This is a genomic window from Bradyrhizobium sp. USDA 3240 (genome assembly GCF_054063295.1).
Genome location: NZ_JBSSGD010000002.1, coordinates 5,616,560 through 5,630,006, shown reverse-complemented (window position 1 = coordinate 5,630,006; position 13,447 = coordinate 5,616,560). Strand labels below are relative to the sequence as shown.

The window sequence follows — 13,447 nt, the reverse complement described above, 5'->3', positions numbered from 1 at the left end:
AGAAGACCTTCGCCTTTCCGCGCGGCATATGCCTAGCGCCTATCAGCCCCAACAGAATGACTTTGGCATGCATAGACGACCGTGCGGTGCTGCGCGGCGTTGATAAGTCCGGCGGCTCCGGATTTGCAAGATTATCGGTGCGAGCCGGCCTCACATAGCCAGGACTCTTTCCAAGGTGCAGCAAGATGGATGGTTGGATAGTGACGGTCACCATCCTCAAGGAAGACAGCGACGACGACGAACAGGCATGTAACTTTGCGGTCAGCCGTGAAGCTGCCCCTGAAAGACTGCGGGGGCAAAGGCCGCAATGCTAAACTGCCCGATCGAAGAGAAGCAATTGCAAAGGCCCGGCGTGGAGCCTGGCGAGCTGATCGCTATACTCGATGACTAGATCGATCCAATCATCTCGCGACCCCAAAGTCACTAAAAGCGCCGCACGTCTGGTCTCGCTCACCCGTGTCCGATTGATGACATGTGTCCGGAAGCCGCCATTTGAATTGCGAGAAATTGCTCGGGCCAAAGCTGGAAGCCTCGGGCCAAAGCTGGAAGCGATGCGTTCTGCCTCTCCTTCAAGCAGAGTTGCATTTCGACTATTTGGCACGCCGGTTGCTACCCCCTTATGGCTTGGTTGCTTACTGATGAACCTCGTGAGACGGCCAAGTCTCCACCAGCAACTCGTGCGGGCGGCTCCTTCCGCCGTCCGCACCCCTTTCACGGTGCTGGCCTTAGCGCCGCGCTTCGTGTGGATCGTGACCTGTGGAAAGGCTGCGCAGCTTTTCGCCTCTTTTGCGTCGCGACGGTCTGGCATGAGAGTTGCTGAGAGACGTTTGGACTCGGCTTCTCATACTTTCGCGCAACCCCCATGAGATGGCGAAGTCCGCGCAGCCTTGCGCTAGCGCGAGCGGCTCCTCCAGCCGCTCGCGCTTCTTTCGGTAGCATCGGCCTAGCACTACTTTGGCAGAAAGTATTTTCGCCGCTGTTTTTCAAGGATTTGCTTTCGGCAATATGGGCACTGCTGGGGCGGCGGCCGAAGGATGAGATCGACGATAGCGTGACGTACGGCGGGCATAGTTGGTTGAGGGGGAAGCCCGTTGATTCTTTTTTTTCCGCCCCGCGTTTGCGAGGCGACGATGTTGCAGGAAGGCGTAGGCAATCATTGTCATAAGGGCGTGGCGATGAAGACCTTGCCATGATCGCCCTTCGAAGTGATCAAGTCCAAGCTCCTCCTTCAACTGTTGATGCGCCTGCTCACAAATCCACCGTGCCTTGATGGTGGCGGCCAGCGTGCGCAGATCCGTCGTCGCCGGAAGATTGGCAAGATAGTATTTCTTCTCCCCGGAGGCACGTTGCTCGCCAATGAGCCAGGCTTCGTCGCCTGGGAGATGCTGCTGACCTTTATCCCATATCCGCTGCGGAGGGCCGTCGGCGGTGCGGACACGAAGAGCAGCAAATCGGGCTTTGAGCCGACCTTTCGTCCCGCTACGCCAACTCACGGTTTTCCATTTGGCGCTGGCCAGCATTTGTTCTGCCGCAATAGATAAGATATCGGGCACGTGGTGCTTTCGTGGTTTGCCACGGGCTTTGGTGATCGGCCAAATGAGCTTTACATCGACCGGATACACTTTCTGGTGCCGAGGGATACCGACCGCCCAGGCCAGCCCGCGCTCTGTTAGCCCTTGTCGAAACGGTGCGCTGAGGCCGTATCCTGCATCCGCCAGCACACATCCAAAGCGTATGTTGGCTGCCATCGCGCGGTCAATCTCGGCCAAAGCGATCTCCGGCTTGGACCGTGGCGTTCGGTATTCGACTGGCACGCGAGCGCGCTTCAAACGAGATATGTCGCTTGTCCAGCTGTCAGGCAGAAAGAGACGTAACGCGACCATCACTGGCACTTCGCCGCGCGCAAGCGTTAAAGACACCAGTGTTTGGCAATTTGCAGTTTTACCGAGAGCCGACGCGTATTGAGCCGCAACACCGACAGATCGCCCCCCCCTTTTTTGGCAGTGAGGTGTCATCAATAACCAGCACCGCATCCCTACCGCCGACAAGTCGGTCCGCCTGGTTGAGCAGCTCTGTCTCCAGCGGCGTCGCGTTCCAGACACCGTCCGCAATGAAATGGTGCAACTGGTCGTAGTTGCTGGTGGCAAGGCGTTCCGCCATCGGCTGAACGCTCTTGCGATCGCCGGGACCGATCAATCCCGCAACATACAGAGGACACATCCGCTGTCGGGTCTTATGACCCAGCCGGTCCAAGAACGGCATCAGCCAGCGTTCGAGCTCGTCTTCCCATTCCGGCATGGTCAGCCCTCCAAGAGCCGACCACCCATGAATCATTGAAAAATTGATTCGGGAATCTGGAGGGTTCTGTGAGGTCGCGCTCACGCGAGGGCGCGGCAGGCGCTTATGACGCGACCTCATTGAAGCCGGATTGAACGAAGGCGCGGGAGGCTATTCGCGGTTTTGCAGCTATGGGGATTGTTCGAGATCGCCATGCCCGATCTGCTGGCTCGGCGCGTGAGGCAGAGACACAGGAGTGCGCATCCTGGAAGAGTTGAGATCAGACGCGCTTCGCCTGAGATCGCGATAGGCCTTTTGCTGCATCGGACGGTTGTTGTCGCGCAGTGTGACAGCACGGATTCGACATCGTCCGCGATGATCGAGACGCTGGGAGCGAAATGACGAATGATGATCGTCGTGCACGACATGACTTGGCTCACGATGTGTCGCATCGGAACGGTGATGTTCGAGGGCTGGAGCGTCTGAAGCTATGTCGAAAGCGCTCAATGATGCGCATGACGCCACCACAATCGGGACAGGCAGGAACCTCGGCCCAGGTTTGAGCCTCCGAATCCACAGGCGACGGCTGGCCATCGTTTGGGGCTGTTCGCTCATGATCGAGAAGTTCGCGGCAAAGGGCGAGCTTGGCAGCGCGATGGCGGTTGGCCATGAAGCCGAAGTGGCGGATGCGGTGGAAGCCGTCAGGCAGCGTATGAAGCAGGAAACGGCGAATGAACTCATCGGGCTTGAGATTCATGATCTTTGTCGCGCTGTTTTGGCGATAGTCCTTCCATGAGAAGGCGACATGATCGTCGTCGAGTGCGACGAGCCGGCTGTTGGCGATCGCGACGCGATGGGTGTAGCGGCCGAGATAGGCCAGGACCTGTGCGGGTCCGCCGAAGGGCCGCTTGGCGTAAACAACCCAGTTGATGCGTCGCATGGCGTCGAGGTGGGCCGCAAAGGCAGCCGGCTCGGCCAGAGCTCCGAGATCGCCGAAGAAACGCAAGGCACCGGAGTTGAAGGCTGCCGACAGACGTTTGAGAAAAAGTGTGCGAAATAGTCTGGACAACGGTTTGACGGCCAGGAAGAAGTTCGGTCGGCAAGCGGTCCAGCGCGCGCCATCGGGCGAGAGGCCGCCACCCGGAACGACGCAATGGACGTGGGGATGATGCATCAGCGTCTGTCCCCAGGTGTGGAGGACGGCGACGCCGCCGATCGCACCGCCGAGCCGGCGTGGATTGGCGGCGAGCGTCGTCATCGCCTCGGCGGCAGCCTTGAACAGGATGGCATAGACGACGGCCTTGTTCTGGAAAGCGATCGCGGCGATCGGTGCGGGAAGTGTAAAGACGACGTGGAAATAGGGAACCGGAAGCAGGTCGGCTTGACGCGCGGCGAGCCACGCGGCTCGGGCTCTCCCCTGACACTTCGGACAGTGCCGATTGCGGCAGGAATTATAGGCAACGCGTGTCGTGCCGCAGTCGTCGCAAGCCTGCATGTGGCCGCCGAGCGCCTCGGTCCGGCACGCAACGATCGCGCTCATCACGCGCCGCTTGACCCGCCCCAGATGACCGGCATGTACACGGCGATAGGCGTCGCCATGCCGGCACAGAATATCGGCAATCTCGATGGCGGGCCTGTTGGAGCGGATGTCGGAGCGGGTCATGACCCGCATCCCGCTGCGGGTCATCCAGGTGGCGTCACCTCCAGCGACAGGCGATCGAGCGGGCTCTGCGTCGCTCGGATCGTATCGGTGGCGACCTGCGTGTAGCGCGCTGTCGACGACAAATTATTGTGCCCGAGCAAGACCTGGATGATCCGGATATCGGTTCCGTTCTCGAGAAGATGTGTCGCGAAGCTGTGGCGCAGCGTGTGCAGCGTGACGCGCTTGGTCAGGCCCGCAGCCTTCACCGCCGACCGGCAGGCGGCATGCAGCACGGTCTGATCGATCGGATGATCTTCGTCACGACCAGGGAACAGATAAAGCCGCGGCCGGGCGAGCCGCCAGTAGATGCGCAGGATGCCCAGCAGCTGGGGCGACAGCATCACGTTGCGATCCTTCGCGCCCTTGCCGTGGCGCACCTGGATGACGCCGCGGGCGCTGTCGATGTCTTCGATCCGCAGTCCCGCGACCTCCGAGGCCCTGAGCCCGGCCGCATAGGCGGTGGTGAGCGCGGCGCGGCTCTTCAGGCTCGATACCGCTTCAAGAAACTGAACCACTTCGTCGGCGCTGAGAACGACCGGCAGCTTGCGCGGTTTTCGCGCATAGGGAATGCGCTCTGGGATGAGCGCCTCGCCGAGCGTGACGCCGTAGAAAAACCGTAGCGCACAGACGATCTGGTTCAGCGCCGGCCATGAGATGCCGGTCGAGACCAAATGCACCTGGAAGGCGCGGACGTCTTCCAGCTCTAACCGGTCAGGCGATCGGCCAAAAATAGCGGCTGAACTTCGAAACCGCGCTGATGTAGGATCTTTGCGTCGCCGGCGACAGATTGCGGACGGTCATGTCTTCGATCATGCGGCGGCGAAGAGGGCTCAAATCGGCCATCTCGATACTCCTGTCTGAGGGGGTGGGCTCCAACACCCACATCCTCTCAGCCAGGAGGCGATCTATGCCACCTTGCCCCCTACGCCGCGGCAGCGGCTTAGTTCAATCCTAAATCGCGGCGAAATCAGCTTTCTGCCAAAGTAGTGCTAGTGCACGCTGTGGAGATCATGCCATAACCCGTGAAGAGGCGTTGAAGATCGCCATTGAGGCGCCCACACAATGGTCTCAAGGGAAGGTCGCAACGGCCGTCGTGCTTGCCGCGATCGCGAAGCTCGAAGCGAGTAGGCCGACACCTAGGCGGCCTCCAAAACGGAAGCTCTCTTCCATAACGCGGATGCGCGCGTTAAAGTTACGCCCTAGCAATGTCAGGCCCCTAGGGTCGCGCTGCCATCCTCCGGATATCGAGCAGAAGTACACCGAAGTATTCGAAGAGCGCGAGATCGCTGCATATCACGAGGCGGGGCATGCAGTGATTGCTCGCGCACTAGACATAGAGGTCGCGTGTGTTGCCATCATTCCTTTTATGGGTCGCATTGGGCACGTGTGGCACGAGAAGGCCAGCCCCAAGACTGAAAACTTGATCACGATGGCAGGGCCATTCGCGCAAGCTCGCTTCACCGGCCGGCTGCTTGTGCTGCGATGACGAAGCCAACATCACCAGCGCAATGACGCAATTGCCGGAGCCGCGCGAGCACTATGAGGCGAAAGCAAAGACGCTCGTGGCGGAAAGCTGGCGCGCTATCGAAATTGTCGCGGAAGAACTATTGATCGGAGCTGGCAGGCTCTACGGCCCGACGCTTGATTTGGCTATATGCTGCGCTGCCCCTGGCGTCCCCTAGCGATCGATGATCCCGGCGAGGATGGCTTTGGCGCGCACGGAGACGGCCATGTAGTGCTGTGCCGCTTTGATAGACTTGAGCCTTCCCGGGTCATTCTGTGCGATGTTTGGATCAGATAGGATGCGCTGGAACCGCGCCTGCGCCACGCCTGCACACGGCGGAGGCGTGGCAGGATGGCCGGCCGCGCGACAGTGTCGATCCGCTCAAACTTGCTCGCCACGGCGGCTTTCCTCCAAGTCGTAGCCTAGCGCAGCTCGCGCTACGCATGGAAGAGGGTCCCGTGATCCTACGGACTAGGCCGCCACGGATCTGCAATCCTCCCATTATTGGGAGGTGGCTACTAGGCGTGGATGCGTAGAGTAACCGCCTGTCTTGAATATCGGACGAGTGAGATGGCAGCAGGATGGATGGTTTCGATCGGCGTTCCCAAAGCCGACGGCAAGCTTCGATATGTAACCTATGCGGTCGCAATGGCCGATGCGACAGAAGCCGTAAAGGCTTCGTTGGCGGCCAGCGCGGGCGAAGCAGCGATCTCGAATTCCGAACTACGCGAAGCTGACTTGAAGGGCCTCGGCGTAAGAGCTGGCGAGCTTGTGACCATATATGATGATCGGAATGATCCGCTGATCTCACGGACGTGGCGTCCTGATACCGGCTAGGATCGAGCCGCCCCAATTCTCAAGGCACCGCTGACCAGAGCCTCTCGGGCCGCGTGCGGTCGTTTGGCACGCTCGTTGCTGGGCTTGGTTGCTTGGCCCCGATGTCGCGGGACACCAAATCGTCAAAGTCAGAACTGGCGCGGGCGGCCCGCGATGGTATTTCCAGCGACCCATCATAGGTTTCTCTCGGCAGAGATAAAGCGCATGATCAAACACCGAATGCTTTTCAAGCAAGCAAAGCCCCTTACTGACCGTCTGTTGGAAGAGGCGGCGTGCTTAAGGAACTGCGTTGACCAGATGCCGGCATGCCCAAAGTGCGACGCGATGTTGCGCAAAGCGCGGGAGCATCAAGTGACTGCCCACATGGCAGATTGGATTAGATCGTCCGGGCTTAGGTGCCCAACTTAGCCGGCGGCCCTCATCTTACCCCGTGGAAGCTTCAACCCAAGACGCGATGAAGGGTGTGGTGGTCTTCCGTGCGAAGCGCGCTGATCGGGTGAAGATTGTCGTCTGGGATGGCAGCGGCCTTGTGATGTACCGGAAACGGCTCGATGGCGGCCGCTTCATGTCCTCCCATCGTGGCCGGCGTCATGCGGGTGAATGCCGCGCAGCTGTCCGCGCTTCTGGCCGGCATTGAGTGGACACGCATGCATGCGCCTCGAATCCCGCAGCCGAAAGCGCTTTGCGTAGGACATAAAATCTTCGCTGCATCGTGGCGCGAAGCATGGCAGACTCGGGCCAATGAGTGATTTACCTGATGTGCTGCCGAGCGATCCAGGCGACTTGCGTGTCTTTGCCGCGGCTCTGCTGGATCGCTGCGCCAGGCTCGAGCGGTTGCTCAAGCTTGCAAAAGATGCGCAGTTCGGTCGATCGTCGGAAAAGCTGGACGCTGATCAGCTACAGCTTGTTTGGAGGACATCGAAGAGGCCGTCGCGGCTCTCGAAGCAGCCGAGAATCACGCCAATCCAAGAACCTGCGAGAAGAGAACTTCCAAGCGCGGGGCCAATCGTGGCAAGCTGCCGGAGCATTTGCCACGCATCGTCGAGACCCTGATGCCCGCTGCAACCTGCTGCCCGTGCTGCGCAGGCGACCTTTTTGAGATCGGTCACGATGAGAGCCAGATGCTGGACGTCGTACCGGCGCAGTATCGCGTCATCGTCACCCGCAGCCCCAAACTGGCCTGCCGCGTCTGTCACGGCGTCGTCCTCCAGCATGCTGCTCCCGAGCGATTGATCAGGGGAGGACTGCCGACCGAGCGGCTGGTCGCGCATGTGATCGACGCCAAGTATCATTGGCATTTGCCGCTCTACCGCCAGGCGCAGATGCTGACGACGCACGGTATCGCCATCGACCGTTCTGCGCTCGCCTTCTGGGTCGGCTATGCCGCCCAGGAATTGAAGCCCTTGTGGCATCGTCTGCGCCAGCTTCTGCTCGGCTCTTCGAAGCTCTGTGTCGACGAGACCCCCGCACCGGTGTTGGATCCGGGGCGCGGCAGGACCAAAACCGGCTACTTCTGGGCGCTGTCACGCGATGACAGGCTCCGGGCCGGACCTGACCCACCTGGCGTGGTTTACGCCTATGCACCGGGCCGTGGGGCCGTTCATGGCTTGCAGCTGCCTGAGGGCTTTCGCGGCATCATCCACTGCGACGGCTATCAGGCTTACAAGACTATGACCCGAGAGACGCGTGCGGACGCCTTGTCCGGGACGCTTGCCTTCCGCTGGTCGCATGTGAGGCGCCAGTTTGTGAAGATCGAGCGCGAGGCCGCTCCGGCGCCAGCTCCGGTTGCCCGCGAGGCTCTTGAGTGCATCGCCCAACTTTACGCAGTCGAAAAAGCGCTCCGCGGCCGATCAGATGTCGAGCGCCGTGCTGGCAGGCAGGCGCATGCCTGACCTCTGGCGACAGCCTTGAAGCAGTGGTTTGAGGCCAAGCTTGATCACCTTGCACAGAAGAGCGACACGGCGAAGGCCCTGCGTTACGCGCTGCGTCATTGGGACGGCTTGACGCTCCATCTTTATGACGGGTGCATCGAGATGGACACGAATGCTGTCGAGCGTGCGATGCGGCCGATCAAGCTCAACGCCAAGAACTCCCTTTTTGCCGGTTGCGACGAGGGCGCCGAGAATTGGGCAGTTCTCGCTTCGTTAATCGAGACCTGTAAGCTCAATGGCGTCAGTGCCGAGCACTGGCTCGCTGACGTTCTCGCGAAGCTCGTCAATGGCTGGCCAGCGGCGCGACTGGACGAGCTGCTTCCCTGGGCGTCGACATATACGATGCATGCACACGATCCGAGGCTGGCGGCATGAGCCTGAACACGACCGCGGTCCGGATCAAGGTAACTCTCAAGGATGTGAAGCCGGAGGTGATGCGTCGCCTTGTCGTACCCGTTACCCTGCGCCTTGATCGGTTGCATCTGACGCTTCAGGAGGCATTCGGCTGGACGAACAGTCACCTCTTCGAGTTCTTCGCTGGTGAGGCACATTGGGGGATTCCCGACCCCGACAATGATTACGGCCACCAGCCCATTGATGCCCGTAAAGCGCGGCTTTGCGATATCGTTCGAGAGACCGGCGCCAAGACGATCCACTATCTCCATGACTTCGGCGACAGCTGGGATCACGTGATCAAGCTCGAAAAGTGGTTCGACAACACCGACGGAGGGCATGCCCTTCCTGCTCGAGGCCGCCGGTCGTTGTCCTCCGGAAGACGTCGGCGGTGCGCCAGGCTATGCCGAATACCTCGATGCCATCGGTGACTCCACCCATCCGGAGCACGAACATATGCGCCGCTGGGGCCCCGGAGCGGTTCAATCCCAACGAGATCGACCGGAAGGCCCTCGAGGCCGCCGTCAACGCATTGTCCGGAATTTGGAAGCCACGTCGGCAAAAGCTACGATCAAAATAGGGCGTCAAGAGCCAATCAAAAGGGCCGAAGAGCTAGGGTTACCATAGACCATCGCGCTCACGACCAGGAGCGGCCGGATCCGGGACGGGCCGAGCTCGTCCGCGCGTTGCCTTTCGGGTAGAGGCCGGATTCCAGCCAATCTCGAGCGCCGTCATCTCGCCGCCCGGTGACCTTGTCATCGACATCGATCATGATGATCTCGGCAGGCGAGTAGAATTGTGCGGTCAGCAGCGTAGCCAAGCCGACGGGGCCGGCACCGACGATGGTGACGGCGGAGCCGGGCGAGATCTTGCCGTTGAGCACGCCGCACTCGAATCCGGTGGGAAGGATGTCGCTGAGCATGACGAGAGCTCCCTCATCGACCCCATCAGGCAAATGGTGGAGGCTGGTGTCGGCAGCGGCGTCCGGACATATTCGGCCTGCGTGCCGTCGATCTTGTTGCCGAGGATCCACCCGCCGGTGCGATAGTGCGAATACATAACTCTCCGGCAGAAGTCGCATTTGCCGCAGGACGAATGCAGGAGATGAGGACGCGGTCACCCGCCTTGAAGGCGGTCACGCCACCGCCAACCTGGTCAACGACGCCCACGTCCTCGTGGACTAGAATTCGGCCGGGCTGACAGGTCGTTACATCACCCTTGAGGATGTGGAGATCAGTGCCGCAGATCGTGGTTTTCACGATCCGCACGATGGCGTCTCCGGGTTCCAGGATGGCCGGTTTCGGTCCCTGCGCGAGAGACTTTTTACCGGGCCCCTCAAAGATGAGCGCTTTCATTTCGCATCCCTCCTTGCGTATTCAGTCCGCCGGTTTTGCCTCGGGCAATTGCCATCGTCGCCCGGTAGAGCCGAACCGTGTAGTTCCAGACTTTGGTGATCGGCAGGCTGTTTTGGATCTTGCCGTCGTAGCCTCCAAACTGGCACCGCAACTGAGCCGTCCGAGCCAGCCGCGCACTGAGCTTGCGAACGCATCGGTGGTCATGCCGGCATACGGCACCGCCATTAATCTGCACCAGGCCCTTCTCGCCGCTGGCGGCAAGCGCCCTGCTGTCCTTCTCCAGAATCGCTTTGAACGGCTGCCGCGGAAGAGCGCGCGCTCGACCACGCTGATCTCGGCGTCGAGTACAGGATCGTGGGCAGCGAGCCGCAATGCCTCGATCGCATGCGTGGCGCGACCGGTTCGAACTGTTGCAGCCAGTCGCGCGCGAGCACGTCGCGCAATACGCCTCACGATCGGCCTGCGCCGGACGTACCAACCGGCGATGCGCCGCTCGCTGACGGGTTTGCCTCGATATGCAGGTCACCGCATCGAAATGCGTCACGTCGATTCTTTGCGCGCCGACGTCTGAAGCGACGATTGAGCGGGGTAGAGCATGAGCCCGTCTAGGACAGCAAATTTCGCCGGCGACAACAGCATCGTAGGCATGCCCTCGGTCCTATAGTGACGGTTCGCGTCACGGCATTCCCGGTCTCGAGCCGATCCGACGAGCGATTGATGGTCAGCGCGATCGACAGACTGCCTGCAGCGAGGAAGGGCAGATCGGATGCCACATGCGGGATGAAGGTCTGAAATGCGATCCGGGGGAGCGTGAGCGTTGCCTCGCGTGTGGCCGGCGGATCGACCGCGTATTTGGCGACGATCGTCAGACCAGAGATCGCATAACTGCCCGGCTCCTGCGGATGGATCGCGAATTCGAACCAGACACCGCCAGTGAGGCCGTCGCGCTCTTCGCTCTCATAGGGGCTGCGCAGCTGCCGCGTCAGGACATTGCACGGTTGGAACTCTGGCAGCTTGGGCGGCGCCGTCTTGTAGTTCGGCGCCCGCACCTCGATCCGCTGCGTGGCGGCCTGTCTCACCACGACGCAGGGCGGATCGAGCGTCACCCGCAGGATCGGCTCGGCGTGTTTTCCTGAGCGCGGGCCGCGCATGGCGCCAGCGAGCCAGGCATCGGGGCTGCGTTAGACAGCGGATACCTCATTGCTTCGCTCCCGCCGGCTGCGCCGCATCCTGGTGGGCATATTTCAGCTTGAGGACATCAGCAGGCGTGGCCTGGACCTGTCCAGGCTTCAGCGGCGCGGGACGTGGTCAGGTCTGCCGGTGTAACCTGATCTTCTGGCCGCCCTTCTGGACTGGGTCGATCCGACGGCCTGCCAAATAGTCAAGCCCCTCATCGACGACAATTGCCGCAAGCGATCAACTACCAATGCTCGCAATAGACCTGCTGATGGGGGCATGACCACCCTAGTTAATGATCGTCACTGAAAACTGTGCCGATCCGGCTGCATCACATGCGTTGAGGCATAAAGTCATCATCGGCCGATGAGCACGAGAGCTATCGCCAAATTTTGGTGACGGCGCGGCCGGTCAGGCGGCGGCGGTTATGGGCTGACGGTCAGTCGGTTTGGCGATGAGCTCGATCCCGTCGTTGAATGTCACACCGAGAACGAGTTTTGGCAACTGGTTGCGGCCATCGAGACGACGCCGGCTTTTCTGCGCGGCCTCAAGCAGTTTGAAGACCATCGCGAGCGCCGTTCTGTTGGACAGGCAGCCCTTCGATCGGATCGTGCGGTGGCGCACGGTAGCGAAGGTGCTTTCAATGGGATTGGTGGTCCGCAGGTGTTTCCAGTGTTCGGCCGGGAAGTCGTAGAACGCCAGTAGCGTGTCCCGATCCTTGCTCAGGCAGTCGGCCGCCTTCTCGTATTTGGGCGTATAGCTCTCGATGAAGGCGTCGAACGCCAGCTCGGCGGCGGCCTTGGTTTCGGCCATCCAGCTCTCCTGCAACGCGCGTTTGGCTTTAGGCTGCTGGCTCTTCGGCAACTTGGCGATCACGTTGGCGGTCTTGTGTACCCAGCAGCGCTGCTCGTGCGTTTTCGGCCAGACCTCGCCGGCGGCCTTCCAGAACCCGAGCGCGCCGTCGGCGATGGTGAGCCGCGGCGGCACGCCGAGCCCGCGCCGCTTCAGGTCGAGCAGCAGATCGCGCCAGTCCTGCGCGCTCTCGCGGGCGCCATCGGTGAAGCCGACCAGTTCCTTGCGGCCTTCCGGCGTCGCGCCGATCAGCACCAGGATGCACTGCTTTTCGTCTTCGAGGCGTGCTTGGAGATGGATGCCATCGGCCCAGATGTAGACGTAGCGCTTCGCCGACAGATCGCGCCTCTGCCACGCGGTGTGTTCGTCAAGCCAACCGTCCTTCAGACGGCCGATGGCGGATGCCGACAACCCGGCAGCATCCTTGCCGAGCAGCGCCGCCAGAGCCTCGGAGAAGTCGCCGGTGGAGATACCCTTCAGGTAAAGGATCGGCAGCAGCGTCTCGATCGATTTCGAGCGGCGCATGTAGGGCGGCAGGATCGACGGAGAGAACCGGATGCGGTCGGGATCGGTAGCCTCCGCCTCGCGATCGCGTACACGCGGCTGGCGGACGCCGACCGGACCGATACCGGTCATCACCTCGCGTTCCGGCAGGTGACCGTGGCGCACGAGCGCTGGTGGCCGTCCGCAGTCCTCAAATCGGCATGCTTGCCGAGAAAGTCCGCGACCTCGGCCTCGACCGCCTGGGCCAACAGAGCACGCGCCCCATTGCGCAAGATTTCGGTGAGTTGATCGTCGACGTTTCCTGGCTGAATCAACTTGATGATGTTATCTTTGGACACGGCATATCGCTCCTTCGGTGGAGAAGTGGAGGCGTCAAGCACCCCCACGATATGCCGCCTTCCCGATTCCCGCCGTCGCCAACTTTCAGCGATAGCTCACCGTTAGGCTTAGAATGGACACAGAGCATAGTGCTATCCCGGAGCCGGTGCGGCGGCTTGAGGTCTTCACCGGAGCCGGCCGCCGGCGGAAGTGGAGCGATGAGGACAAGGTGCGGATCGTTGCAGAGATCGTGGCGAGCGGCGGCTCGGTCTGTTCGTTGGCCCGACGGCATGGATTGTCACCGCAGCAGTTGTTTGGCTGGCGACGTCAGTTGCGAGAAGGAGCAGGCGGTCATTCCGAAATAGAAGAAGTAAGTTTGTGCCGGCGGTGGTGGATGCCGCGGTGCCGGCGCCCGCTGTTGATCGGGAGCGCAAAGCGGTGCGCTGCAAGGCCAAGGCGGATACCCGGGCTCGCCGTTGCGATGCCGGGATCATCGAGATCGAAGTCGACGGCATCACAATCCGGGCCGGTCGTGGTGCGGATACGACGATGATTGCGTCGATTGTCCAGGCACTGAAGGCGAGCCGGTGATCGGCCC

At 61.2% G+C, this 13,447-nt stretch carries 10 protein-coding genes and 6 pseudogenes; 9 read left to right on the top strand and 7 right to left on the bottom strand.

The window, feature by feature from the left end:
* Positions 1-983 precede the first annotated feature (983 nt).
* The 3 genes and pseudogenes from ACVIGA_RS27240 to ACVIGA_RS27230 all read right to left on the bottom strand — a co-directional run bounded on the left by ACVIGA_RS27240 (position 984) and on the right by ACVIGA_RS27230 (position 4,822).
* Positions 984-2,334, bottom strand: a pseudogene (locus ACVIGA_RS27240) (IS701 family transposase).
* Positions 2,335-2,713: 379 nt separating this feature from the next.
* On the bottom strand, positions 2,714-3,940 hold the full coding sequence (locus ACVIGA_RS27235) for an IS91 family transposase (RefSeq protein ID WP_173643881.1): 1,227 nt from the start codon (positions 3,938-3,940) through the stop codon (positions 2,714-2,716).
* A 20-nt stretch (positions 3,941-3,960) separates the two neighbouring features.
* Positions 3,961-4,822, bottom strand: a pseudogene (locus tag ACVIGA_RS27230) (tyrosine-type recombinase/integrase).
* Positions 4,823-6,053: 1,231 nt separating this feature from the next.
* Here ACVIGA_RS27230 and ACVIGA_RS27225 point away from each other — a divergent pair.
* The 6 genes and pseudogenes from ACVIGA_RS27225 (at position 6,054) to ACVIGA_RS27200 (ending at position 9,271) form a co-directional block, all read left to right on the top strand.
* Positions 6,054-6,320: a hypothetical protein gene (locus ACVIGA_RS27225; RefSeq protein ID WP_173643880.1), complete on the top strand. Its 267-nt coding sequence runs from the start codon at positions 6,054-6,056 to the stop codon at positions 6,318-6,320.
* Positions 6,321-6,774: 454 nt separating this feature from the next.
* Positions 6,775-6,957: an IS66 family insertion sequence element accessory protein TnpB gene (gene tnpB, locus ACVIGA_RS27220; protein ID WP_456668642.1), complete on the top strand. Its 183-nt coding sequence runs from the start codon at positions 6,775-6,777 to the stop codon at positions 6,955-6,957.
* Between the two features lie 104 nt (positions 6,958-7,061).
* Positions 7,062-7,373: a transposase gene (locus ACVIGA_RS27215; protein WP_371821704.1), complete on the top strand. Its 312-nt coding sequence runs from the start codon at positions 7,062-7,064 to the stop codon at positions 7,371-7,373.
* Positions 7,349-8,383, top strand: a pseudogene (gene tnpC, locus ACVIGA_RS27210) (IS66 family transposase); the annotation flags it as partial. The gene ACVIGA_RS27215 and the pseudogene tnpC, both read left to right, overlap by 25 nt.
* Positions 8,381-8,626 (top strand): transposase domain-containing protein, encoded by a 246-nt coding sequence (locus ACVIGA_RS27205; RefSeq protein WP_456670900.1) that lies wholly within the window; start codon positions 8,381-8,383, stop codon positions 8,624-8,626. The pseudogene tnpC and the gene ACVIGA_RS27205, both read left to right, overlap by 3 nt.
* Positions 8,623-9,271 (top strand): annotated as a pseudogene (locus ACVIGA_RS27200) (plasmid pRiA4b ORF-3 family protein). Before ACVIGA_RS27205 ends, ACVIGA_RS27200 begins: the two are co-directional and overlap by 4 nt.
* 10 nt (positions 9,272-9,281) lie before the next feature.
* On the opposite strand, the gene ACVIGA_RS27195 reads toward ACVIGA_RS27200, so the two are convergent.
* Together ACVIGA_RS27195 and ACVIGA_RS27190 are read right to left on the bottom strand one after the other, a co-directional pair.
* Positions 9,282-9,566, bottom strand: a complete 285-nt coding sequence (locus ACVIGA_RS27195) for a hypothetical protein (protein ID WP_371821713.1) — start codon at positions 9,564-9,566, stop codon at positions 9,282-9,284.
* Between the two features lie 25 nt (positions 9,567-9,591).
* On the bottom strand, positions 9,592-9,999 hold the full coding sequence (locus ACVIGA_RS27190; RefSeq protein WP_371821714.1) for an alcohol dehydrogenase catalytic domain-containing protein: 408 nt from the start codon (positions 9,997-9,999) through the stop codon (positions 9,592-9,594).
* Between ACVIGA_RS27190 and ACVIGA_RS27185 the strand changes: the two genes are divergently transcribed.
* Positions 9,986-10,570 carry a hypothetical protein gene (locus tag ACVIGA_RS27185; protein WP_173643878.1) on the top strand — a complete coding sequence of 195 codons (585 nt, stop codon included), beginning with the start codon at positions 9,986-9,988 and terminating at the stop codon, positions 10,568-10,570. The two genes, ACVIGA_RS27190 and ACVIGA_RS27185, sit on opposite strands and share 14 nt — an antisense overlap.
* Positions 10,571-10,604: 34 nt before the next feature.
* Here ACVIGA_RS27185 and ACVIGA_RS27180 read toward each other — a convergent pair whose 3' ends face one another.
* Positions 10,605-11,150 (bottom strand): hypothetical protein, encoded by a 546-nt coding sequence (locus tag ACVIGA_RS27180; protein ID WP_456668641.1) that lies wholly within the window; start codon positions 11,148-11,150, stop codon positions 10,605-10,607.
* Between the two features lie 436 nt (positions 11,151-11,586).
* Positions 11,587-12,869, bottom strand: a pseudogene (locus ACVIGA_RS27175) (IS256 family transposase).
* A 113-nt stretch (positions 12,870-12,982) separates the two neighbouring features.
* Here ACVIGA_RS27175 and ACVIGA_RS27170 point away from each other — a divergent pair.
* Positions 12,983-13,138: pseudogene (locus ACVIGA_RS27170) on the top strand (transposase); the annotation flags it as partial.
* A gap of 89 nt (positions 13,139-13,227) precedes the next feature.
* On the top strand, positions 13,228-13,440 hold the full coding sequence (locus tag ACVIGA_RS27165) for a hypothetical protein (RefSeq protein WP_224581069.1): 213 nt from the start codon (positions 13,228-13,230) through the stop codon (positions 13,438-13,440).
* Positions 13,441-13,447: the final 7 nt, after the last annotated feature.